Genomic DNA, 21,524 nt, shown 5'->3' with positions numbered 1-21,524 from the left:
GTTGTCAGTGGTCTGCCCCACAATGGGTGACCGGGGAGACCGCAGGACCAACGGGCGCGGAGGACAGTCATGGCGGTATGGGACGACCTGGTCGGGCAGGACCGGGTCACGGAGCAGCTCTCCGCTGCCGCCCGTGACGCGGACGCGCTGGTCACGGCCGTGGAGGCGGATCGCGCGGCGGGGCAGGGCGGCGCGCCCGCCGACGTGTCCGGCTCCCGGATGACGCACGCGTGGCTGTTCACCGGCCCGCCCGGTTCCGGCCGGGCCACCGCGGCCCGCGCCTTCGCGGCGGCCCTGCAGTGCGTGAGCCCGGACCGGGCGCTCCCCGGCGGGGCCCCCGGCTGCGGGTTCTGCGACGGCTGCCACACGACACTCGTGGGCACGCACGCCGACGTCGAGATCGTCCGTACCGACCTGCTGTCGATCGGCGTCAAGGAGACCCGCGAGCTCGTCCGGCGCGCCCAGCTCTCACCGGCCGGCGGCCGGTGGCAGGTGATCGTGCTGGAGGACGCCGACCGCCTCACCGAGGGCGCCGGGAACGTGCTGCTCAAGGCCGTGGAGGAGCCCGCTCCGCGGACGGTGTGGCTGCTGTGCGCCCCCTCGCTGGAGGACGTCCTCCCGACGATCCGCTCCCGCTGCCGGTCGCTGACGCTGCGTACGCCGTCCACCGCCGCCGTCGCGGACGTCCTCGTCCGCAGGGACGGCATCGAGCCGGAGCTCGCCGCCCGGGTCGCCCGCGCCACCCAGGGTCACATCGGGCGCGCCCGCCGCCTGGCGACGGACGAGCGCGCCCGGACGCGCCGCGCCGCCGTGCTCAAGCTGCCGCTCCGGGTCGACGACGTGGGCGGCTGTCTGAAGGCGGCCCAGGAGCTGATCGACGCGGCGACAGAGGACGCCAAGCAGGTCGCCGAGGAGGTCGACACCAAGGAGACCGAGGAGCTGCGCGCCGCGCTCGGCGCCGCGGCCGGCACCGGCGGCCGCCTCCCGCGCGGCACGGCCGGTGCCATGAAGGAGCTCCAGGACCGGCAGAAGCGGCGGTCCACCCGTACCCAGCGCGACAGCCTGGACCTGGCCCTGACCGAGCTCACCGGCTTCTACCGCGACGTCCTCGCCCTCCAGCTCGGCTCCCGCGTCGAACTCGCCAACGCCGACGACCGCGACACCCTTCAGCGGATCGCCGCCGCCTCGCGTCCCGAGCACACCCTGCGCCGCATAGAAGCCATCGGCGCCTGCCGCCAGGCCCTCGACCGCAATGTGGCGCCCCTGCTCGCCGTCGAGGCCATGACGATGGCCCTGCGGGCGGGCTGAGGGCGACGGCCGGGAGGAGGGCGAGGGGGCCCGCCGCGGTTCACCGGTCCGCAGCGGTTCGCCAGCTCAGCGGTTCACCAGCCCGGCGGGAGGAACCCGGCCTGCACGCCGACCGAGACGACGCAGTCGCCGATGCGGCGGATCAGTTCGGCGTCCGCCTCACCGTCCGGCTTCTCCGGCTTCTCCGGCAGTCCCGGCCCGGAGGGCGCCCGCGCCGTCAGCGCGGCCCGCTCGCTCTTCGTCGGAGTGCGTGCGGCGAGGTCGCCGACCAGCCGTGCCATCGTGGTCCCCTTCTCCGCCGCCAGGACCGCCAGGCGGTCCCGGACCGTCTCCGCTACTTCGATCGACATGTATCTCATGTCCCGTCAGCCGCTCCTTCCGGCTCAGGGGCGCGAAGCGACGGCTCCCGTCACCGCCGCATCCCCGCGGGGTCGTGGATTCCATGGGCGCGCAGCGTCTCGTCCCACAGTCCGCTCACCGATTCGCGCAGCGAGCGGACGGCGGTCCAGCCGAGGAGCCGGCGGGCGGGTTCGGGGTCGATCCGGACCCAGTCGTCGCCCGCGGTGCCCGTCGTGGCGGCGGGAAGCTCCCGGACCTCGGCGGGCACGCCGCTGACCTCCACGAGGAGGTCGACCAGCCACCGCACCGCCACGGCCTCGCCGCGTCCGATCGGGACGACCAGCCCCGGTATCCGGGCGCGGGTGGCGGCCAGCACGGCTTCCGACACGTCGCGCACGTCGACGTAGTCGCGGTGGGCGCGCAGCTGGGACAGCTCCACGACCGCCGGGAGGGTGTCCCGGGCGACGGCCTCGGCGAGCCGCCCGGCCACCCGGCCCAGCAGGCTGACGGCCGGGGTTCCCGGGCCCGCCACGTTGCCGATGCGCAGCACGCCCGCGTCGACGACGCCCTCCGCCGCGGCCTCCAGTACGGCGCGGCTCGCCGCGAGCTTGGCCTTGCCGTAGGTGGTCGTCGGCCGGGCCGGCGACGCGATGCGGGTCGTCTCGCCGGGCGGGGTCGGGCCGTATTCCAGCACGGAGCCGAGGTGGACGACGTAGGGGCGGCAGGCGGTCCGCCGCAGCGCGTCCATCAGGCGTCTGGCCGGCACCGCGCAGTTGGCCTCGAGGTCCCGTTCGGCGATCCCCCAGTTGCTGCCGATGGCGTTGACCAGGGTGTGCGGGCGGAACGAGTCGATCAGGCCGGCCAGTTCGCCGGGCGAGGCCGTGGTGACGTCCAGGGTGAGGATCCGGCACGGCAGGGGTGAGTCCGGCGCGCGCCGGGCGACCGCGGCCACTTCGGCGCCGGCCGCGACGAGGTCCGCGCAGAGCCGGCGGCCCACGAACCCGGTTCCACCGGCGACGAGAACACGCTCGCGCTCATCGGCCATCTGCTCCTCCTGACCAGCCGTTGCCGAGCAGTCGTGCCCGGTCCTGCACCTGACGTACCAATCGGGCCCGCGCGACGACCTCGGCGCCGTGCGCCGCCGCCCCGCCGCCGGCGATGGCCCGGGCGAAGCGCGCGAGGGTGCCGGCGAACTGGTCGTCGGCCGGCAGGAGGCGCTCCCGTACCTCGTCGGCGCGTTCCAGCCGGACCGTGGGGCGGAGGTCGGGCGGCGGGGTGAAGGCGCGGTCGACGACGATGCGGCCCTCGCTGCCCCACAGCGTGTACGCGCAGCGGTAGACGTGCTCGAAGCCGAAGGACACGTGGGCCGTGCGGCCGTCCGGCGCGCTCAGCAGCGCGTCGCCGGCCACGTCCACGTCCACCGCGGTCCCCTTCCGCAACGTCGCCCCGACGACGTCGAGTTCGGGCCCGAGGAACATGCTCGCCGCCGTGAGCGGGTACACGCCCGCGTCCAGCAGGCTGCCGCCGGCCAGGTCCGCCCGGTAGCGGACGTTGCCGGGGTGCAGCGGCGGGAAGCCGAACTCGGCGGTGAGGGACCGCAGTTCGCCGATGTCGCCCTTCTCCAGCATTCCGCGCACGGCTTCGTGCATCGAGTGCTGGGGGAAGGTCATGTTCTCCATCAGCGTCAGGCCGAGGGAGTGCGCGAGGCCGACCGCCGCCACGGTATCCGGGTGCCGGGCGGTCAGCGGTTTCTCCGCGAGCACGTGCTTCCCCGCCCGCAGCGCCCGCTCGATCCAGTGGTGGTGCAGCCCGGTGGGCAGCGAGACGTAGACCGCCTCGACGTCCGGGCTCTCCAGCAGCGCCTCGTAGCCGGCGACGGCCTCGCCGCCGAACCGCGCGGCGACCGCGCGGGCGTTGTCCTCGCGCCGGGAGGCGACGGCGGCCACCGTCACCTCCGGCACTTTCAGCGCGGCCGGGAGGGTGCGGCGCCGGGCGATGTCGGAGCAGCCGAGAATGCCCAGCCGCACGGGACGCTCGTTCTTCATGGGTTCACCAACTCTGCAGGCAGGCCAGCAGGCTGCGCGCCTCGACGTTGACGTAGTAGCCGTGCCGGAGGAGCAGGGTGAGCTGGTGCGCGGTCATCCAGCAGTAGTCCTCGGGGACGGCCGTGGGGAAGTCGTCGCCGGCTTCGACGAGGAGGTAGTTGTTCTGCGAGTGGTAGAAGCGGCCACCCTCCTCGGCCAGGACGGCGTTGTAGAGCACACGCTCCCGGGGGGCGTTCAGGACGTAGTCGAGGAAGCGCGGCGGCCCGTCGGGGTAGTTCTCCGGGACGCACTGCACGGTCGGGCCCATCTCCATGCCGTCCAGCAGGCCGGGCTGGAACCGGGCGTGGACGAGCAGGTGGGCGACGCCCTCGATCACCTTGATGACGAACGCGACGACGCCGCGCCCCTCCGGGTAGAGCAGGGGCTGGTCCCATTCGGCCACCTCGCGGTTGCCGACCTGCGCGGTCACCCCGATGATGCTGAAGTGCCGCCCGTCCTCGTGGGCGATGGCCTCCGGGGTGGCGCGCCAGCCGGGCAGGGCGCGCAGGGGGATCCGGTGCGCCGACAGTTCGTGCCGGCTCTTGGCGCCGGTGAACCAGCGCAGCACGGCCGCGGTGTCGTTCAGGGCGGGGCCCCGGCCCGTCGTGGAGAGGACGAGCGCCGACGCGGCGTCCCCGGCCGGCACCGGCTGGGACGCGGGGAAGGTGTCCGCCGGGAGGCAGGCGAGCACGGTCCGGGTGTCCATGTTGACGAGGCCGTCGATGCGCAGCAGCCGCCGCAGTTCGGGCAGCGGCAGCCAGTGGTGGTCCTCGCCGGCGGGGACGTCCTCGGTGACCTGTACGACCATGTTGCGGTTGCGTTTGCGCAGGAACCACGAGCCCTGCTCGGACTGGAGGACGTCCACCAGGGTGCGGCCCGCGCCGGGATCGGTGAAGTACTCCAGGTAGCGGGTGCTCCGGCCCTGGTGGATCCGCGTGTAGTTGCTGCGCGTGGCCTGGACGGTCGGCGACACCTGGATGCCGTTGTGGTTCCCGGGTTCGATCTTGGCCTGCACGAGGCAGTACGGGACGCCGTCGACCTCCTTGACCAGCATGCCGAGGATGCCGATCTCGGGCTGGTTGATGATGGGCTGGCTCCACGCGCGGACCGGTCCGTAACCGGTTCGCACCTCCAGGCCCTCGACGACGAAGAAGGCCCCGGAGTCGTGGGCGAGGTTTCCGGTGTCGGGGTCGAACCGCCAGCGCCGCAGCCCGTCCAGGGGTGTCCGGGTCACCCGGCACCGCGCGGCGGCGGAGCACCGGGCGAACCAGTCGATGAACTCCGCGCCGGCGAAGTCCGCGAGATACGCCTCCGGCGGGAGGGACCGTACGAGTCCGTCGGCCGGTCCTGCCGGGAGGGTTACCACAGACCGGCCTGTTCGAGGACGGCTTCGGCGGCGGCGTTCTCGCTCCCGGTGAGCAGGCGCAGGTCGTTGTCGACCATCATGGCGATCAGTTCCTCGAACGAGACCTCGGGCTTCCAGCCGAGCTTCTCCCGGGCGCGGCTCAGGTCGGCGCAGAGCAGTTCGACCTCCGCCGGGCGGAGCAGCCGGGGGTCGACCTCCACGTGGTCGCGCCAGTCGAGGCCGGCGTGCGCGAAGGCGTACTGCACCAGGTCGCGGACGCTGTGGGTGACGCCGGTGCCGAGGACGATGTCCTCCGGCTCGTCCTGGGCGAGCATCATCGTCATGCCGCGCACGTAGTCCCCGGCGAAGCCCCAGTCGCGTTCCGCGTCGAGGTTGCCCAGCCGGAGCTTGTCCACCAGGCCGAGTTTCACGGCGGCCACCCCGAGCGAGACCTTCCGGGTGACGAACTCGGGGCCGCGGATGGGGGACTCGTGGTTGAACAGGATGCCGCTGACCGCGAACATGCCGTAGGACTCGCGGTAGTTCTGCACCATGTAGTGCCCGAACGCCTTGGCCACCCCGTAGGGGCTGCGGGGGTGGAAGGGCGTGGTCTCGCTCTGCGGGGTCTCCCGCACCTTTCCGAACATCTCGGAGGTGGACGCCTGGTAGAAGCGCGGGACGCCGCTGCCGGTGGTCCGGGAGGCGCTGAGCCCCGCCACGCTGCGGATGGCCTCCAGCATGCGCAGCACGCCCTTCCCGGTCACCTCCGCGGCGACGGCGGGCTGCTTCCAGGAGACCGGGACGTACGACAGGGCGCCGAGGTTGTAGACCTCGGTGGGGGCGGCCTGCTCGACGGCGGCTATCAGGCTCGTCTGGTCCAGCAGGTCGCCGCTCACCACCCGGATGTCCGGGTGCAGGGGGCTCCCGTCGCGCGCGTACGGCCGCCCCTGCCCGCGCACCATTCCGAACACCTCGTATCCGGACTCGATGAGCTGACGCGCGAGATAAGTGCCATCCTGGCCTGTGATTCCCGTAATGAGCGCTCGCCTAGACAGAATCATCTCCCAGCCGTGAGGAACCCACAGAACGGCATTCACATGGGTTTTGGATTCCATGCGCCGCGGGGCAATGCGTATCACCGGTCACCGGAAACGGTACGGGAAAAGCACAGGTAATTCACTGTCCGCGCAGGCAGTGTAGTGAATTCACTAGCGTCTTTTCGGGACCGGTCCGGTCATTACGTAACGGCCCACGAAAAGTCGCCGAGCGGGGTGGAATTCCCGGTTCAGGCCGTCGGGCCCGCGGCGGCGGGGGCGGCCTCGATCAGCCACAGGTCGGTGCCGTCCAGCGGGGTGAACGCGCCGGCCGTCAGTCCCGCCGCCGCGCAGAGCCGCTCGAAGTCACCGCGGGTGCGCTCCAGGCCGTTGCCGTTGACGAGCAGGTTGAGGTCGTTGAGGTACGTCGTCGGCACCGCGTCGGCGGGCACGGTGTCGGGCAGCACATGCTCGACCATGACGACCCGGCCGTGCGCCGGCAGCGCCCGGCGGCAGTGCGCCAGGATCGCCGCGGCGCGCTCGTCCTCCCAGCCGTGGACGACGCTCTTGAGCAGGTAGAGGTCGCCGCCCGGGGGGACGGCGGCGAAGAAGTCGCCGGTCTCCACCGTGGAGCGGTCGGCGACGCCCGCCGCCGCCAGCTCCTCGCCGGCCCGGGCGACGCCGGCCGCCGTGTCGTACAGCACGCCGCGCAGCGCCGGGTGCGCGCGCAGCACCGCGGCCAGCAGCGTCCCGTCCCCGCCGCCGACGTCCACCACGGTGCGGACGCCGGAGAAGTCCTGGCGCGCCGCGACGAGGCCGGCGATCCCGCGGGTGCCCTGGCTCATCGCGGCGTTGTAGAGCCCCGAGAGGTCGGGGTCGTCGGCGAGGTGGGCGAAGAAGTCGCGGCCGAAGACCTGGTCGAAGGCCGGGCCGCCGGTGCGGACGCTGTGGTCGAGGTGCTGCCAGGCCGTCGAGACCGCCGGGTCGGTGAGCATCCGGGACAGGGCGTGGAAGGACGGTGTGCGGTCGGCGCGCAGCAGCTCGCCGACCGGCGTCAGCCCGAACACCCCCGGCTCGGACTCGCGGAGCACCCCGAGCGCGGCCAGGCCGCGCAGCAGCCGGTTCATGGCGGCGGGTGCGCCCTCGAAGCGGGCGGCCAGCTCCTCGGTGGTCCGTTCGCCCGCCGCGATGGCGTCGGGCAGCCGGAGCCGCACCGCCAGGCCGACGACCTGGGTGGCCATGCCGCCGAACACCAGCCGGATCACGTCCGTCCAGGGGGCCTGCGCGTCGTGTCGCTCTTCCATGTCACCGGTTCTCTCGTCGCGGAACGTCCTGGCCCAGGCCCCGGCGCACGGCCTGTTCGACCGGGGTGTACCGGCCGTCGGGCCGGTCGAGTTCGAGCTGTCCCACGGGCAGCAGGTTCGGCTGGGCCATGAACCGCGGGCGGGTGCCGGTGTTGGCCACCGGCGTGTGCACCAGGAAGGGGTGGCAGAGGTAGGCGTCGCCGGCCTTGCCCGTCGCGGACCGCAGCGGCCGGTCCCGGCCCACCTCCCCGGCCTCCAGGTAGGTGCCCTCCGCGCCGTACGGCGCCAGCAGCGGCGGTACGTCCAGGTGGGAGCCGACGCGGATCAGCGTGGGCGCGTCCTCCTCGCCGGTGTCGGAGAACAGCAGCAGGAGCAGCAGCGCCCGGCCTCGGGACCACACGTTGTACCGGAAGATCTTGTCGTAGTCCGGCGGGATCACGTCCAGCTCACCGGACCAGTCCCGGTCGGCGTCGGCGCCCTCGGCGAGGAAGCTGGCGTCGATGTGCCAGCCGTAGTCCTCGGTCTCCTCCGGCCGCTTCGTCACGGGGAACCGCACCGGGAACGTGCCGACGTGGGTCAGCGGCTGCCAGCGGCCCTCCCCGGCGAGCTGGTCGTAGGCGGCGTGCAGCGGCGGGGTGTTGGCGGCGCGGACGAACACGTCGTCGTCGCGCACCCCGAGCCGGACCACCTCCCGCGTCCAGGTGCCCGGGTCGTCGGGGTCCATGTCCAGCTGCCGCCACAGCAGGGCGCGCGCCTCCTCGGCGAGCTCCCCCGGGAACGCACCCGGCAGGTGGACGAAGCCGTCGGAGACGAAGCTCTCGACCTGCTCCTCGGTCAGTACGCGGGTTCCCATCACGCTCCTTTGCAGGACGATCGCCGAGCTCGGCACTAATCCCGGAGCGGATGCTACATAGCCGGGACCGGAGAAGGACTAGAGATTCCACTAGAGCGTGCTCACTACACTCGGAGAAGTATTTCGCAATTGACCGTGCCTGGCGTTGGCAATCCATCCGTGACGCGCCGCCATGTGAAACCCGAATTCAGGGGGATCTCGATGCCCAGAAAAGTGCTCGTAATCGGCGGTGGGCCGGCAGGGTCCACTGCGGCCTCCTTGCTCAGCAAGGCCGGAATGTCCGTCAAGCTGCTGGAGCGGGAGACTTTCCCCCGCTATCACATCGGCGAGTCGATCGCCTCGTCCTGCCGCACCATCGTCGATCTGGTCGGCGCGCTGGAAGAGGTCGACTCCCGCGGCTACACGGTCAAGAACGGTGTGCTGCTGCGCTGGGGCAAGGAGGACTGGGCCATCGACTGGCCGAAGATCTTCGGCCCGGACGTGCGCTCCTGGCAGGTCGACCGCGACGACTTCGACCACGTGCTCCTGAAGAACGCGGTCAAGCAGGGCGCCGACGTCACCGAGGGCGTCACGGTCAAGCGCGTGCTGTTCGACGGCGACCGCGCGACCGGGGCGGAGTGGACGGACCCCGACACCGGTGAGCTGGTCAGCGAGGAGTTCGACTACGTCATCGACGCCTCCGGCCGGTCGGGCGTCATCTCCCGGCACCTGAAGAACCGCCAGCCGCACGAGATCTTCCGCAACGTGGCGATCTGGGGTTACTGGCAGGGCGGCTCCCTGCTGCCCACCTCGCCCACCGGCGGCATCAACGTCATCGGCGCCCCGGACGGCTGGTACTGGGTGATCCCGCTGCGCGACGACCGCTACAGCGTCGGGTTCGTCTGCCACCAGGACCGCTTCCTGGAGCGCCGCAAGGACCACGCCGACCTGGAGGCGATGCTCGCCTCGCTGGTCCAGGAGAACCCGACCGTCCGCGACCTCATGGCGGAGGGCGAGTACCAGCCGGGCGTCCGGGTGGAGCAGGACTTCTCCTACGTCGCCGACAGCTTCCACGGCCCCGGCTACTACCTCGCCGGCGACGCCGCCTGCTTCCTCGACCCGCTGCTGTCCACCGGCGTCCACCTGGCGCTCTACAGCGGCATGCTGGCCGCGACGTCCGTGCTCGCCACGGTGAACGAGGACGTCACGGAGAAGGAGGCCGGCGCCTTCTACGAGTCGCTCTACCGCAACGCCTACCAGCGGCTGTTCACCCTGGTCTCCGGTGTGTACCAGCAGCAGGCCGGCAAGGCCGCCTACTTCGGCCTGGCCGACGCGATGGTCCCGGAGCGCGCCACGGAGGAGTACGAGCAGGTGGACGGCGCGGTGGCCTTCGCCGAGCTGGTCGCGGGGCTCGCGGACATCCACGACGCCGTCACCGGGACGCACGAGGACCGCGCCCACCAGGCGCAGGCCCAGGCCGTCGCCCTGCCGGAGGACAACTCCGTCCGCCAGCTGCTCGCCGCGGCCGAGAACGCCCGGCTGATGGCGGAGGCCGGCACGCCGAGCGCCCCGGTCAGCGAGGCCCCCGGCAAGATGGACGCCCACGACCTCTACGACCCGGCCACGGGTCTGTACCTGCGCACCACCCCGACCCTGGGGATCGGCCGGTCCCGGTCCTGACCAGGCGGTTCCGGGCCCCGGGACTCGTGTCGTACGAGACCGGGGTCCCAGACCACGCAGCGCGCCCCGGGCCCGGGGCGGAGAACGCCAACGGCCGTTGACGGCCGCCCGTTTCCCCGCCCCGGGCCCGGGGCGCGTGCGTTCCGCCGCCGGAACGCCGGGGCCGCTAGAGCGTCGAGACGGTAGGGGCCCGGCCGGCGTCGTCGAGCACGCGCTCCCAGCACGCGCGGACGCCCTCGGCCAGCGGGATCTCGGCCCGCCAGCCGAACTCGGCGTCGGCCCGCGTGACGTCCAGCCAGTTGCCCTGCCGGTCGAAGGAGCGTCCCCGCTCCCAGCGCACCGCGACGGAACCGCCGGTCACCTCGGACACGACGTCCAGCAGGCCGCTCAGCGAAGTCGGCACTCCCGAGCCGACGTTCACCACGGAGGGCAGCCGGCCGCCGCCGACCCGGGTGCGCAGCGCGAGCAGGAACCGGGTGACGTCGTCGACGTTGACGTAGTCCCGGACGACGTGCGGATCGCCGAACACCCGCACGGGCTCACCCCGGACGGCCGCCCGCAGCCAGTGCGGCAGCACACCGAACCCGCGGACGGGACGCTGGCCGGGGCCGTAGACGTTGCTCAGCCGCGCCACCACGGCGCGGACGGCGTCCGGGCGCCGGAACAGCTCGGCTTCCAGGCGGAGTTTGGCGTGTCCGTAGGCGGAGTCGGGCCGGGTCGGGGTGGTCTCCCGGTACGGCGGCGCGACCTCGGGCGCGTAGACCGCGCCGCCCGAGCCGGCCAGGACGAACACCGGGCGGCGGCCCGCCGCGGCCAGCGCGTCCAACACCTCGACCAGCAGCAGGCGTTCGGCCTCCACCAGGTCGGGCCGCCGCTCGGCCAGGATCGGACTCAGGCCGGCGGCCAGGAAGTAGACGATGTCGGCCTCGATCAGGCCCGGGGCCGGGCGGCCGCCGGCCACCGGCGGGAACGCCCGGTTGAAGGCGGCCGGGACGCGGGCGTCCTCGTCGGTGAGCGCGGCCGTCAGCCGGGAGCCGATGAAGCCCGTCGCGCCGATCACCGCCGTACGGCCGCCGGACAGCGGGTCCGCCGTGGTCACAGCGCACCGAGGCGCGCCAGGGGCGACGCGGCCAGCTCGGCGAGGGAGGCGACCCGCGGCACGTCGTCGGCCGGGGGCGCGGTGCGGACCGTGCGCAGCGCGCGGTAGGCCCGGACGATGTCCGGGTGGACGCCGGGTGGGACGCGGTAGCCGTCCTCCGGCAGCACGAACACCGCCGGGCAGCCCAGGGCGCGGGCGGGCACCACGTCGTGGTCGGCGCGGTTGCCCACCACCAGCAGGTCGGCGGGCGACAGGCCCAGCCGCTCCAGGGCGATGCCCAGCAGCCGCGGATCGGGCTTGGCGACGCCCTCGAAGCAGTCGAGGACGACCGTCTCCAGGATGGCGGTCAGCCCCCACGCGGCGAGCACGTCCGCGCACTCGGGCGGCTGATTGGCGACCACCGCCGTCGGTATTCCGCGGGCGAGCGCCTTCGTCGCCGCAATGGCGCCGGGAATCTCCTGGGCCAGTTCCCCCCAGGCCCGCAGGATCCGGACCCAGCTCTCGTCGGCGGCCGCCGAACCGAGAATGTCCGGCCGGCCCGCGGGGACTTTCCCGCCCAGATAGAAACGCTCGGTGTCATCGATGAAATCTCGGAGGGTGACGCTCGGGTCAGCGGTGACCGCGAGGTCGAAGGTCCCCTGAAGCCAAGCCAGTTCGAAAGGCTCGTCGTAGTAGATGACGCCTCCGACATCCAACGCAATCGCACTGTGTGCAGTCATAGCAACCCGCTCCCGTATTTCACATACGTCGCGCCGAGAGTATTGCACGCGTTTCATCGGGGTCGCCGTCCGACGGCCGGAGGAATGGCCTTCGACGGCCAGAGTCTAGTCAATTCACTATTCTCCGGCTAAAGGCGATGCCCTATTCCGGGAAGGAACGTATCGTACTCGTCGAATACCTGACGAAAGGAGCCGCCGTATGGGGGCCGTGGAAACCGTGATCGACGAGGAGCTCGTCGCAGCCTTCCGGGACGACGGATTCGCCGCGCTGCCGCGGCTCGTGGACGACGCGGAGCTGGAGTGGCTGCGCGGCGTCTACGACCGGCTGTTCTCCGAGCACGCCGACTTCGGGACCGGCGACTACTTCGACATCGCCGCCCGCCAGGATTCCGACGGGCCGGCCCGGCTGCCGCAGATCGTGCGCCCGGAGAAATTCGCGCCCGAACTGGTCGACAGCGAGCACTTCAAGCGCTGCCGGGCGATCGCCGCACGGCTGCTGGACGTCCCCGAGGACGAGCTCGACTTCTACGGGCACGCCATTCTGAAGCCGCCGAACTACGGCGCGGAGACGCCCTGGCACCAGGACGAGGGCTACATGGACCCGCGCTGGCACCGGCGCGGGCTCAGCGTGTGGACCACGCTGGACGAGGCCACGGTGGACAGCGGCTGCCTGCACTACCTGCCCGGCGGCCACCTGGGCCCCGTCCTGCCGCACCGGCACATCGACGACGACGACCGCATCCGGGGGCTGGTGACCGACGCGGTGGACCCTGCCGCCGGGGTGGCCGTCCCGCTCGCCGCGGGCGAGGCCGTGGCGCACACCCTGCGGGCCCCGCACTACGCGGGCCCCAACCTGACCGGCCAGACGCGCCGGGCCTACGTGCTCGTCTTCATGGGGCCGGTCGAAGAGGTGGCCGACCCCGAGCCGCGCCCCTGGCTGGACGCGAGCTGACGACGTGCCGGGGTCCGGGCGGTGTACCCGCTCCGGACCCCGGCACCTCACGTCCAGGTCACCCCGGAGAGCAGCCTGCGGTACTGCTCCACATACCGGCCGGCGATCTCCACATGGCCCCACAGCCGGACCGCCTCGCGCCGGACCTCGCCGGGCGACGGCAGCTCGTCCAGGACCCGGCGGGCCTCGTCGGGCGCGAAGTCCGTGCCGTAGCCGACGACCCGGCCGACCGCCGGCACGATCTCCGCCAGGCAGCCGTTGCGCGTGCCCACGACGGGGGTGCCGCTCACCGCCGCCTCGGAGACCACCGTCGCGCCCGGTTCGCACCAGGTGCCGCCCCACGGCCCCTCGACCGCCTGGGACATGGCCAGCACCGCGTGCGCCGAGGCGAGCAGGTCGAGCCGCCGCTCGGCGCCCACCTCCCCGATCGGCTCGACGGCCGAGCCGTACCGTGAGGTGATCTCCGCGAAGTAGTCCGGCTCCCAGGCGGGCCCGGCCAGCACCAGGCGCCGGCCGCACGCCGCCGCGAACGCGGCGGCCTCCAGCGCCCCCTTGTGCGGCGAGATCCGGCCCATGAAGAGGAGGAAGTCCTCCTTGGGCACCGCGTCCGCCGCCGACCGGTAGCGGGCCGGGTCGACGGGGATCGGGATGACGGGCGCGTCCTCGCCGCCCCCGCAGTGTGCGCGCTGCGCCCGCGAACTGTAGGTGCAGCCCGCCGGGTTGACCGGGCGGGTGGTGAAGTGGTGCGAGCTGATGAAGGCGGTGCCCGGCCGCAACCCGGCCGGGCCGATCAGACCGCCGCTGTGGTCGTGGACCACGTCGACGTCCGACTCCCGCATCCACCGCTGGATCTCCTCCGGCTCGCCCACCGGCACGACGGTGAGCCCCGGGGCTCCCGCCGGGCTGCCCGGGGCGCCCAGCAGGAAGACCTCGTGGCCGAGCTCCAGCAGCCCGTCCATCAGGTTGGCGACGACCCACTGGATCCCGCCGTACCCCTGCGGCGGCACGGTGATCCACTCGTCGCTCCCCGGCACCCGGAGCGGGATGTTGACCAGCGCGACCTTCAGCGGCCTCATCGGGACGCCCCCTTCGTGCCCCGGGTCCGCAGCGCACGGTGGCTCCGGCGCCGGGACCGCATGGTCGGCACCCGGCCGGCGAGCCAGCGCAGCGCCTCGGCCGTCTCCCGCGCCCCCGTCGCCGCCGGGACGCGGCCGACGACGCTGTGGCCCATGAGGTCCGCGACCAGCCAGCGCCCGGCGAGGCGGGCGGCCTTCGCGGGGTGCCAGTCGATGTCCGTCAGCAGGTAGTAGTAGCGGTTGCGCCGCATGTGGACCCGGCTGTACTCGCTGGGGACGGCGGCACCGCCGCCGCCCCGGTGCTGGATGCCCAGGTCCAGGTGGAGTGCCACCCGCCAGCCCGCCCAGCGGGCCCGGCGGCAGAGGTCGGTCTCCTCGTAGTAGGTGTGCAGCACCTCGTCGAAGAGCCCGGTCTCGCGCAGCATCGCGGTCCGGGCGAACAGCGCCGACCCCTGGACGTAGGCGTGCTCCAGCGTCCGCGGGGCCCGGCCCTCGGCGGGGCCGGCGGTGGAGGGGTGGGCGATGCCGTCGCCGGCGAAGGCGTGCTGCTCGCCCAGCCACAGCACCGTGTGCGTCCACTCGTTGAACTCGTCGAGCGCGGTGGAGTCGGGGTCGTAGCGGTACTGCAGCGGGCCGAGGATGCCGTACTCCGGCCATTCCTCGGCCACTTCGGTGAGTCCGCGCACCAGGCCGGGCGGGGTCCAGGTGTCGGGGTTCACGAGGAACACGTAGTCCGCGCCGGACTCCAGCGCCCGGCGCATGCCGACGTTGTTCGCCCCGGCGAAGCCCAGGTTGCGGTCGTTGCGGATGACCGTCGCCCGGGGGTACTTCTCGCGCACGTGCTCGACGCTGCCGTCCGCCGAGTCGTTGTCGACGTAGCAGACCTCCAGGTCGATGCCGGTGGTGTCGCTGTCCAGCAGGGAACCGAGGCACCGGTCCAGCCAGCGCAGCTCGTTGGTCCCGACGGTGATCGTCACGACCTTCGGCCGGCGCTCGGCGTCCATCTTCTCTCCCGTTGTCGTCACGGCCCGGTCCCGTCCGGTCACTTCAGGACGGCGCGGATCGCGTCGGTCAGCTGGTCCCCGTTGGGCAGCAGCGCCTGGTCGAGCACCAGCGCGTAGGGGATGACCGCGCCGTCCGGCCGGGTCACCCGCCGGGGCGGGGCCACCAGGTCGAACTGCTCGGCGGCGGTGGCCAGGACCTCGCCGGCGAAGCCGCTCATCCGGTTGGCGTCGTCGATCACGACCAGCCGGCCCGTCTTCTCGGCCGAGGCCCGGATCGTCTCCCAGTCCACCGGGTAGATGGTGCGCGGGTCGACCACCTCGACCGACACCTCGTCCGCCATCGCCTCCGCGACGGCCAGGGCGGTGTGCACGCACTGGCCGGTGGCGACGACGGTCACGTCCTCGCCCGCGCGGTGGATCCGGGCGGAGCCGAGCGGCACCGGGCCGAGCTCGCCGGTCACCTCCTCGACCGTGCCCATCAGCGCGCTCGGCGCGAAGACCGCCACCGGGTCGGGGTCGCGCAGGGCGGAGAGGAGCAGGCCGTAGGCGTCCGAGGCGGTGGCGGGCAGCACGGTCTTGATGCCGACGTGGGCGAAGAGGCTGTAGGGGTGGTCGGAGTGCTGGCCGGCCATGCCGGACCGCGAACCCGAACCCGGCACCAGATAGGTGACGGGGACCTCCACCTGCCCGCCGGTCATCAGCGAGAACTTGTGCGCCTGGTTGGCGATCTGCTCGAAGACCAGGTAGAGCAGCGACGGGATCTGGTACTCCACGACCGGCCGCTGCCCGGCCATCGCCGCGCCGGTGGCCAGGCTGGTGAACGCCTGCTCCGACAGCGGCGTGTCGACGACGCGGCCGTCGCCGAAGCGCTCGTGCAGGCCCTTGGTGGTCTGGGTCAGCCCGATCCGGACGTCCTCGCCGAAGACGCAGACGCGGTCGTCGCGCGCCATCTCGTCGTGGAGCGCCTGGTTCAGCGCGGTGATGTACGCGAGTGCACCCATCAGATCATCACTCCGGGCCGTGTCGTCGTGCCGTCGGCATACAGGTGGTCGAGCGCCTCGTGGGGCTCGGGGGCCCGGCCCGCGCGGGCGAACTCCACGGCCTCGTCGATCAGGGTGGTGATCTCGGCGTCGACGGCGCGGACCGTCGCCTCGTCCACCCGGGTGCTCTGGGTCCGCAGCGGGTCGCGGGCCCGCCAGTCGCCGACCTCGGCGTCGTCGCGGTAGTTGAGCGCCACCTGCTCCTCGTAGGAGTGGTGGCCGTGGAACCGGTAGGTCCGGCACTCCAGGTAGGCCGGGCCGCCGCCCGCGCGGCAGCGCTCGACGGCCTGGGCGGCCGCGTCGGCGACGGCCTCGGCGTCCATCCCGTCGACCGCGCGCGCCGCGAGGCCGAACGCGGCCGCCCGCTCCACCGGGTCGCCGGCCAGTGCCCGGCCGACCGGCAGGCTCGTCGCGTAGCCGTTGTTCTCGCAGACGAACACCACCGGGAGCCGCCACAGGGCCGCGAGGTTGAACGCCTCCAGCACCACGCCCTGGCTGAGCGCGCCGTCGCCGAAGAAGGCGACCGCCACCCGGTCCTCGCCGCGCTGCTGGAAGGACCAGGCCGCGCCGGCGGCGATGGGCGCGCCCGCGCCGACGATGCCGTTGGCGCCGTAGACGCCGAGGCCGACGTCGGCGGCGTGCATCGAGCCGCCGCGGCCGCGGTTGAGGCCGTCGGTGGTGCCGAGCAGCTCGGCCAGCATGCGCTTGGGGTCGGCGCCCTTGGCGAGGACGTGGCCGTGCCCGCGGTGGGTGCTGGCGACGACGTCGTCCTGGGTGAGCGCGGCGCAGACGCCGGCGGCCACCGCCTCCTGGCCGATGTAGGGGTGGATGCCGCCGACGATCTCGCCGGTGAGCGACATCGCGAGGCAGCGTTCCTCGAATTCTCTGATCAGGCGCATCGTCCGGTAGAGCCGGACGGCACGTGACTCGGCGCCCATCGCCGGTCCCCCTTTTTCTCGTGGTCGGCGGCTGAGCGTCGTCATCCGCCGGGCGTGGTCAGCGGCTGAGCGTCCGGTAGCGGCGGACCGACAGCGGCATGAAGATCACCAGCAGCACTACGGGCCAGGCGACGGCCAGGGCCACGGCGTGCTCGGTGACCCAGGAGTCGCCCCCGACGCCCGGGTTGCCGAACAGCTCGCGGCAGGCGGAGACCGTGGACGACAGCGGGTTCCACTCCGCGATGTGGCCGAGCCAGCCGGGCATCTTCTCGGGCGAGACGAAGGTGTTCGCCAGCATGGTCAGGGGCAGCAGCGGCACGTACGCCGCTCCGGCGGCGTCCGGGGGCAGCAGCAAGCCCAGGTAGATCCCGACCCAGATGAGCGAGTAGCGCCAGAGCAGCAGCAGGCCGAGCGCGGCCAGCGCCTTGCCGGGGCCCTCGTGCCAGCGCCAGCCGACCAGCAGGCCGCAGACGAGGAGGATCGTCAGCTCGATCACCGAGCTGAACATGTCGGCGAAGCTGCGGCCCATCGCGACGCCCGACTGGGCCATCGGCATCGAGCGGAACCGGTCGGTCACGCCCCGGGAGACCGCGCTGGTGACGGCCAGCATGCTCGTCACGACGCCGAACATCATCGCCTGCCCGAACAGGCCGGGCATCAGGAACGCGCGGTAGTCGCCGCCGCCCTCGACCGACATGGCGCTGCCGAAGACGTAGCCGAAGACCACCGTCATGATCGGGAACATCATGCAGTAGAAGATCAGTCCGGGGTTCCGGCGCCAGTTGATCATGTTGGCGCGGCCGACCACCCAGCCATCGGTGACGGCCCACCGGGCCCTTCCCAGCACGGCCCTCATCCGACCGGCTCCTTCCTTCGACCGGCACGGTTGGTCACGTGCAGGAACACGTCGTCCAGCGTCGGGCGGCGCAGCGACACGTCCGCCACGTCGTGGCCCCGGTCGCGCAGCGTCCGCACGATCTCCACCAGGTCGCCGACCCGGTCGCGTACCGCCGCGTCGACGCGGCGGGTCTCGGTGTCCACCTCGGGCTCGGTGTCCGTGAGGCGGGCGACCTCGGCCACCGCGGCCGGCAGGTCGGCGCCGGCCGCCAGGGTCACCACGATGCGGTCGCCGCCGACGAGGGACTTCAGGGTCTCGGGCGTGCCCTCGACGACCCCGCGTCCCGCGTCGATGACCGAGATGTGGTCGGCGAGCCGGTCGGCCTCCTCGAGGTACTGCGTGGTGAGCAGCACGGTCGTGCCCTGCCCGACCATCGAACGGACCATCTTCCAGACCTCGGTGCGGTTGCGCGGGTCGAGGCCGGTGGTGGGCTCGTCGAGGAAGAGGACCTTGGGGACGGTGAAGAATCCGGCGGCCAGGTCGAGCCGGCGCCGCATGCCGCCCGAGTAGTGCTTGAGCCGCTTGTCGGCGGCGTCCGTCAGGTCGAACTGCTCCAGCAGCTCGTCCGCGCGGCGCCGGGCCTCCTTGCGGCCCACGTGGTACAGGCGGCCCCACATCTCCAGGTTCTCGCGGCCGGTCAGGATCTCCTCGACCGCCGGGTACTGGCCGGTGACCCCGATCTTCCGGCGCACCTCGGCGGGCTCGCGGCTCACGTCGTGGCCGGCCACCACGGCCCGGCCGCCGTCCGCCTTGAGCAGGGTGCTGAGGATGCGCACGGCGGTCGTCTTGCCCGCGCCGTTGGGGCCGAGCAGGGCGCAGACGGTGCCCTCGGGCACGACGAGGTCGAACCCGTCGAGTGCCGTGCCGGTCGGGTAGGTCTTGCGCAGGCCCTCGGCGACCAGGGCGGCGTTGGCCGACCCGCTCATGCTCCTCCTTCGGGGATCAGTTGGGACGGGTCGGCGGCGTTCATGAACGCGCTCAGCGCCCGCAGGTGCTTGGCGGGCTTGGCCCAGTCCAGGCTGTCGCACCACTCGGCCAGGTCGGCCAGTTCGACGGTCGCCCGCCGCTTCTCCTCGTCCGGGAGGTTGGCGACGGAGTAGTCGTCGGGCCACTGCACGACGTTGGCGAGGTCCGCGTCGAGGCCCTCCTCGCGGGCGAAGTGCAGCAGGTCCCGCAGCCCGAACAGGTTGAGCCGCTGGGGCGCGACCTGGAGCCAGAGGTTCACCTCGGTCTTGGCCCGGCGGAGGTTGGCGACGAACACGTCCCACTTCGCGGGCTGCCGGATGCGCTCGAAGACCTCGCCGACGCCGTCGCAGGACGCGCCGATGCCGACGCTCTTGAAGTGCGGGAAGCGGTCGAAGACCTTCTCCGGGAGCACCGTGAGGTTGGAGTTGTAGACGATGTCGACGTCGCCCGCGTTGCCGGTCTCGATCAGCAGGTCGAGCAGCGCGAAGTGGCCCGGCTGCATGAACGGTTCACCGCCGGCGAAGTACAGCCGGCGGATGAGGTGGGCGTTCTCGCGGAGCGTCGCCCACAGCTCCTCGTCCTCGCGGTACGGGTCGATCACCGCGGACGACCACGACGGCCGCTTCTTGGCGCCCCACCCGGAGCTGACCGGGTAGGCGCACATCACGCACCGCAGGTTGCAGGTGTTGCCGAAGCGGATGTCGAGGAAGAAGGGGAACTCGTCGAACGAGCCGTCGGGAGCGGTCCGTTCGGCCAGGTCGGCGAAGTCCACCGTGTCGGCGAACCGCTCGTTGATGCTCTGCCGGTACGAGGTCGCGCCCCGGTCCTCGCGGTGGTAGCAGTAGTCGCACGCGGACACGCGCTCGCCGGCCAGCATCTTCAGCCGGGTGCGCCGCATGTTGGGGCTGTTGAACGCCTCCTTCAGCCCGCGCACCTCGTCCGGGTTGTCCTTGGCGTAGCGCGAGTGGGGGGCGCAGCCGAGGGCGTCGGCGTTGAGCTTGAAGACCGGCTCCTCCACGGAGTCGTACAGCTCGTTGTGGTACATGGAGTCGTCCACGCAGCACCGGCCGTAGACGCCGTCGATGGAGGCGCACTGGTGGATCCACGGCAGCACGCACATGGTGGGGCTGGGCGGGGGCTGGGTCATTTCGCGTCCCTCTCCGGCGTCTCCGGTGCGCTCGGCTTGGTGGCGGTCAGCAGGATGTCCAGGTAGAAGGGCTCGGCCGGGCCCTCGACACGGCCCAGGCCGCCGAAGACGCGGTCGAGGTAGTCGTCGACGAGGCGCGGGCGCAGCCGGTCGGCCAGCGTCAGGGTCCGCAGCAGCAGCCCCACCGGCCCGCCGGCCGGCCAGCCGTGCTGCCGGCCGTGGTGGCGCAGCAGGAGCAGCAGGCCGCGGGGGCCGCAGGTGAGCTTGACCGCGCGGTCCACGGTGAACCCGGACCGCTCGGCCTGGGCCGCGAGCCCGTCCGCCGTCCAGCGCCACAGGTCCTGGCCGCCGTGCTCCTCCCACACGCCATGCGTGGAGAGCACCAGCTTCCCGCCCGGCCGGAGCAGCCGGAGGGCCTCCCGCAGGTGGGTGTCCGGGTCCGTCACGTGCTCCAGGACCTGGGTGGAGAGGATCCCGTCGAACGAGCCGTCCGGCAGGGAACTCATGCCGTCCGCGTCGAGTTCGTGGTCGGCGGTCAGGTCCTCGCCGCCGCGCATCTCGGCGGTCTCCAGCCGGGCGCCCGGGAGCAGGCCGCGGTAGGGCGAGGTGCCCGCGCCGAAGTCGAGCCAGCGGCCCGACGCCCCGCGGAGCTCCTCGGCCAGCGCGTCGCGGAGGTCGAGGAGGTGGGCGTAGGCCCAGTCGCCGGGGCGCGGGTCGGTCCGCTCGCGGTAGCGCTCGGCGACGACCTCGTCGTGGGTGGGTTCGCGGCGCGGGCGGGCCGGAGCCCCGGTCAGGGCCCCCAGCAGCGGCAGCCGGTTCAGCAGGTTCACCACCGCCAGTACTCCTCGTGCGGGAAGCGCAGGCCGGAGATGGCCGGGGACTCGTCCCACAGCCGGTACGACTCCGCCGGGCGGTACGCGAAGGGCTCCTCGCCCCGGTGCTCCTCGGCCGCGGCCCGCTGCTCCAGGCAGGAGCGCAGCACCTGCTGCTTGAGCCCCACGTACTCGGGTGTGTGCGGGCCGAGTTGGCGCTCCACCTCGGCGGGCCGGTACTCGTAGTAGACGACCCGGCGCTGCTTGCCGACCACCGCGGGGGCGCCGTGCAGCGTGAGGATGTTGTGGAACAGGGCGTCGCCCGGCTCCATCACGGCGGGGACGGCCCCGGTGGTGTCCCACTCGGTGGCGTTCATCCGGTCGGCGGTCTCGGTGATCCGCTCGTCGTCCCAGTAGTTGGACTGCGGGATGGCCCAGACGCAGTTGTCCTCGGGCGCGGGGTCCAGGTAGACGCCCACGTCGATGACGCGGCCGCCGCCGGTGACGGCGACGGCGTCGCGGTACATCTGGCCGTCGCGGTGCCAGGCCAGCCGGGGCGCGCCGGCCGGCGTCTTGAACACCATGCTGTCCCAGGTGGGGATGAAGTTGGGGCCGACCAGGGACTCCATGGCGCCCAGCAGCAGCGGATGGCCCGCCAGCCGCGCCAGCACCGGGGACTTGTCCATGACGTACTCGATGCGGACCGGGGCCGCGTCGGGGTCCTCGGGCTCCAGCGTCCAGATGGTGTCGTGCGGGGACCGGGTGCGCCAGGCGTCGTCGATCAGGCCGGCCGCCGCCTCCCGCGCCGCCGCCAGCTCGGCGGGGGTCAGCAGGCCGCGCACGGCCAGCACGCCCTCGCGCCGGAAGGCGGTGATGTGCTCGGGGAGCAGACCGGTCTCCCGGATGTGGCATTCGGGGACCGCTGGGGTGGTGTCGGTCACGGCGGT

The 21,524-nt window shown here is 72.8% G+C and carries 21 protein-coding genes; 3 read left to right on the top strand and 18 right to left on the bottom strand.

Features of this window, described 5'->3' with window-relative positions:
* Window positions 1–69 precede the first annotated feature (69 nt).
* A complete protein-coding gene (locus K7I03_RS15010; protein ID WP_185942372.1) occupies window positions 70–1,308 on the top strand; it encodes a DNA polymerase III subunit delta' in 1,239 nt (412 codons plus the stop codon).
* 74 nt (window positions 1,309–1,382) lie between these two features.
* On the opposite strand, the gene K7I03_RS15005 is transcribed toward K7I03_RS15010, so the two are convergent.
* The 7 genes from K7I03_RS15005 to K7I03_RS14975 all read right to left on the bottom strand — a co-directional run bounded on the left by K7I03_RS15005 (window position 1,383) and on the right by K7I03_RS14975 (window position 8,267).
* A complete protein-coding gene (locus tag K7I03_RS15005) occupies window positions 1,383–1,658 on the bottom strand; it encodes a hypothetical protein (protein ID WP_224347062.1) in 276 nt (91 codons plus the stop codon).
* Window positions 1,659–1,717: 59 nt separating this feature from the next.
* On the bottom strand, window positions 1,718–2,692 hold the full coding sequence (locus K7I03_RS15000) for an NAD-dependent epimerase/dehydratase family protein (RefSeq protein ID WP_185942370.1): 975 nt from the start codon (window positions 2,690–2,692) through the stop codon (window positions 1,718–1,720).
* Window positions 2,682–3,692 (bottom strand): Gfo/Idh/MocA family protein, encoded by a 1,011-nt coding sequence (locus K7I03_RS14995; protein ID WP_185942369.1) that lies wholly within the window; start codon window positions 3,690–3,692, stop codon window positions 2,682–2,684. The genes K7I03_RS15000 and K7I03_RS14995 overlap by 11 nt, the downstream gene beginning before the upstream one ends.
* 4 nt (window positions 3,693–3,696) lie before the next feature.
* Complete coding sequence (locus K7I03_RS14990) at window positions 3,697–5,097, bottom strand: NDP-hexose 2,3-dehydratase family protein (protein ID WP_185942368.1); 1,401 nt, start codon at window positions 5,095–5,097, stop codon at window positions 3,697–3,699.
* Entirely contained in the window at window positions 5,091–6,131 is a 1,041-nt protein-coding gene (locus tag K7I03_RS14985) for a GDP-mannose 4,6-dehydratase (protein ID WP_185942478.1), read from the bottom strand. The genes K7I03_RS14990 and K7I03_RS14985 overlap by 7 nt, the downstream gene beginning before the upstream one ends.
* Window positions 6,132–6,361: 230 nt before the next feature.
* Window positions 6,362–7,414, bottom strand: coding sequence for a methyltransferase (locus K7I03_RS14980; RefSeq protein ID WP_185942367.1), 1,053 nt, complete (start codon window positions 7,412–7,414; stop codon window positions 6,362–6,364).
* Window position 7,415: 1 nt separating this feature from the next.
* Window positions 7,416–8,267 carry a phytanoyl-CoA dioxygenase family protein gene (locus K7I03_RS14975; RefSeq protein ID WP_185942366.1) on the bottom strand — a complete coding sequence of 284 codons (852 nt, stop codon included), beginning with the start codon at window positions 8,265–8,267 and terminating at the stop codon, window positions 7,416–7,418.
* A gap of 201 nt (window positions 8,268–8,468) precedes the next feature.
* On the opposite strand from K7I03_RS14975, the gene K7I03_RS14970 reads away from it, so the two are divergent.
* Window positions 8,469–9,926, top strand: a complete 1,458-nt coding sequence (locus K7I03_RS14970; RefSeq protein ID WP_185942365.1) for an NAD(P)/FAD-dependent oxidoreductase — start codon at window positions 8,469–8,471, stop codon at window positions 9,924–9,926.
* 166 nt (window positions 9,927–10,092) lie between these two features.
* Here K7I03_RS14970 and K7I03_RS14965 read toward each other — a convergent pair whose 3' ends face one another.
* Together K7I03_RS14965 and K7I03_RS14960 are read right to left on the bottom strand one after the other, a co-directional pair.
* Window positions 10,093–11,025, bottom strand: a complete 933-nt coding sequence (locus tag K7I03_RS14965) for an NAD-dependent epimerase/dehydratase family protein (RefSeq protein ID WP_185942364.1) — start codon at window positions 11,023–11,025, stop codon at window positions 10,093–10,095.
* Window positions 11,022–11,744, bottom strand: coding sequence for an HAD family hydrolase (locus tag K7I03_RS14960; protein ID WP_224347061.1), 723 nt, complete (start codon window positions 11,742–11,744; stop codon window positions 11,022–11,024). Before K7I03_RS14960 ends, K7I03_RS14965 begins: the two co-directional genes overlap by 4 nt.
* 199 nt (window positions 11,745–11,943) lie before the next feature.
* Between K7I03_RS14960 and K7I03_RS14955 the strand changes: the two genes are divergently transcribed.
* Window positions 11,944–12,696 (top strand): phytanoyl-CoA dioxygenase family protein, encoded by a 753-nt coding sequence (locus K7I03_RS14955; protein WP_185942363.1) that lies wholly within the window; start codon window positions 11,944–11,946, stop codon window positions 12,694–12,696.
* A 47-nt stretch (window positions 12,697–12,743) separates the two neighbouring features.
* Here K7I03_RS14955 and K7I03_RS14950 read toward each other — a convergent pair whose 3' ends face one another.
* The 9 genes from K7I03_RS14950 to K7I03_RS14910 are packed head-to-tail and all read right to left on the bottom strand — an operon-like array spanning window position 12,744 to window position 21,518.
* Complete coding sequence (locus K7I03_RS14950; protein WP_224347060.1) at window positions 12,744–13,772, bottom strand: glycosyltransferase; 1,029 nt, start codon at window positions 13,770–13,772, stop codon at window positions 12,744–12,746.
* The gene (locus tag K7I03_RS14945; protein ID WP_224347059.1) at window positions 13,769–14,797 is read right to left on the bottom strand and encodes a glycosyltransferase family 2 protein; all 1,029 of its coding nucleotides are present in this window, start codon (window positions 14,795–14,797) and stop codon (window positions 13,769–13,771) included. The genes K7I03_RS14950 and K7I03_RS14945 overlap by 4 nt, the downstream gene beginning before the upstream one ends.
* Before the next feature lie 17 nt (window positions 14,798–14,814).
* On the bottom strand, window positions 14,815–15,777 hold the full coding sequence (locus K7I03_RS14940; RefSeq protein ID WP_185942362.1) for an alpha-ketoacid dehydrogenase subunit beta: 963 nt from the start codon (window positions 15,775–15,777) through the stop codon (window positions 14,815–14,817).
* Window positions 15,777–16,754: a thiamine pyrophosphate-dependent dehydrogenase E1 component subunit alpha gene (locus K7I03_RS14935; RefSeq protein ID WP_185942361.1), complete on the bottom strand. Its 978-nt coding sequence runs from the start codon at window positions 16,752–16,754 to the stop codon at window positions 15,777–15,779. Before K7I03_RS14935 ends, K7I03_RS14940 begins: the two co-directional genes overlap by 1 nt.
* 58 nt (window positions 16,755–16,812) lie before the next feature.
* Window positions 16,813–17,610, bottom strand: coding sequence for an ABC transporter permease (locus K7I03_RS14930; protein ID WP_185942360.1), 798 nt, complete (start codon window positions 17,608–17,610; stop codon window positions 16,813–16,815).
* A complete protein-coding gene (locus K7I03_RS14925) occupies window positions 17,607–18,578 on the bottom strand; it encodes an ATP-binding cassette domain-containing protein (RefSeq protein WP_185942359.1) in 972 nt (323 codons plus the stop codon). The genes K7I03_RS14930 and K7I03_RS14925 overlap by 4 nt, the downstream gene beginning before the upstream one ends.
* On the bottom strand, window positions 18,575–19,765 hold the full coding sequence (locus K7I03_RS14920; protein WP_185942358.1) for a twitch domain-containing radical SAM protein: 1,191 nt from the start codon (window positions 19,763–19,765) through the stop codon (window positions 18,575–18,577). The genes K7I03_RS14925 and K7I03_RS14920 overlap by 4 nt, the downstream gene beginning before the upstream one ends.
* Entirely contained in the window at window positions 19,762–20,598 is an 837-nt protein-coding gene (locus tag K7I03_RS14915; protein ID WP_185942357.1) for a class I SAM-dependent methyltransferase, read from the bottom strand. Before K7I03_RS14915 ends, K7I03_RS14920 begins: the two co-directional genes overlap by 4 nt.
* Window positions 20,592–21,518, bottom strand: coding sequence for a phytanoyl-CoA dioxygenase family protein (locus tag K7I03_RS14910; RefSeq protein WP_185942356.1), 927 nt, complete (start codon window positions 21,516–21,518; stop codon window positions 20,592–20,594). The genes K7I03_RS14915 and K7I03_RS14910 overlap by 7 nt, the downstream gene beginning before the upstream one ends.
* Between the last annotated feature and the right edge of the window lie 6 nt (window positions 21,519–21,524).

This window comes from Streptomyces mobaraensis (assembly GCF_020099395.1).
In the GTDB taxonomy this organism is placed as follows: domain Bacteria; phylum Actinomycetota; class Actinomycetes; order Streptomycetales; family Streptomycetaceae; genus Streptomyces.
This window is presented reverse-complemented; position numbering and strand designations above follow the sequence as displayed.

Coding starts and splice junctions, on each gene's coding strand:
- K7I03_RS15010 (WP_185942372.1), top strand. CDS start 70: ATGGCGGTATGGGACGACCTGGTCGGGCAGGACCGGGTCACGGAGCAG.
- K7I03_RS15005 (WP_224347062.1), bottom strand. CDS start 1,658: ATGTCGATCGAAGTAGCGGAGACGGTCCGGGACCGCCTGGCGGTCCTG.
- K7I03_RS15000 (WP_185942370.1), bottom strand. CDS start 2,692: ATGGCCGATGAGCGCGAGCGTGTTCTCGTCGCCGGTGGAACCGGGTTC.
- K7I03_RS14995 (WP_185942369.1), bottom strand. CDS start 3,692: ATGAAGAACGAGCGTCCCGTGCGGCTGGGCATTCTCGGCTGCTCCGAC.
- K7I03_RS14980 (WP_185942367.1), bottom strand. CDS start 7,414: ATGGAAGAGCGACACGACGCGCAGGCCCCCTGGACGGACGTGATCCGG.
- K7I03_RS14975 (WP_185942366.1), bottom strand. CDS start 8,267: ATGGGAACCCGCGTACTGACCGAGGAGCAGGTCGAGAGCTTCGTCTCC.
- K7I03_RS14970 (WP_185942365.1), top strand. CDS start 8,469: ATGCCCAGAAAAGTGCTCGTAATCGGCGGTGGGCCGGCAGGGTCCACT.
- K7I03_RS14960 (WP_224347061.1), bottom strand. CDS start 11,744: ATGACTGCACACAGTGCGATTGCGTTGGATGTCGGAGGCGTCATCTAC.
- K7I03_RS14955 (WP_185942363.1), top strand. CDS start 11,944: ATGGGGGCCGTGGAAACCGTGATCGACGAGGAGCTCGTCGCAGCCTTC.
- K7I03_RS14950 (WP_224347060.1), bottom strand. CDS start 13,772: ATGAGGCCGCTGAAGGTCGCGCTGGTCAACATCCCGCTCCGGGTGCCG.
- K7I03_RS14940 (WP_185942362.1), bottom strand. CDS start 15,777: ATGGGTGCACTCGCGTACATCACCGCGCTGAACCAGGCGCTCCACGAC.
- K7I03_RS14935 (WP_185942361.1), bottom strand. CDS start 16,754: ATGGGCGCCGAGTCACGTGCCGTCCGGCTCTACCGGACGATGCGCCTG.
- K7I03_RS14930 (WP_185942360.1), bottom strand. CDS start 17,610: ATGAGGGCCGTGCTGGGAAGGGCCCGGTGGGCCGTCACCGATGGCTGG.
- K7I03_RS14925 (WP_185942359.1), bottom strand. CDS start 18,578: ATGAGCGGGTCGGCCAACGCCGCCCTGGTCGCCGAGGGCCTGCGCAAG.
- K7I03_RS14920 (WP_185942358.1), bottom strand. CDS start 19,765: ATGACCCAGCCCCCGCCCAGCCCCACCATGTGCGTGCTGCCGTGGATC.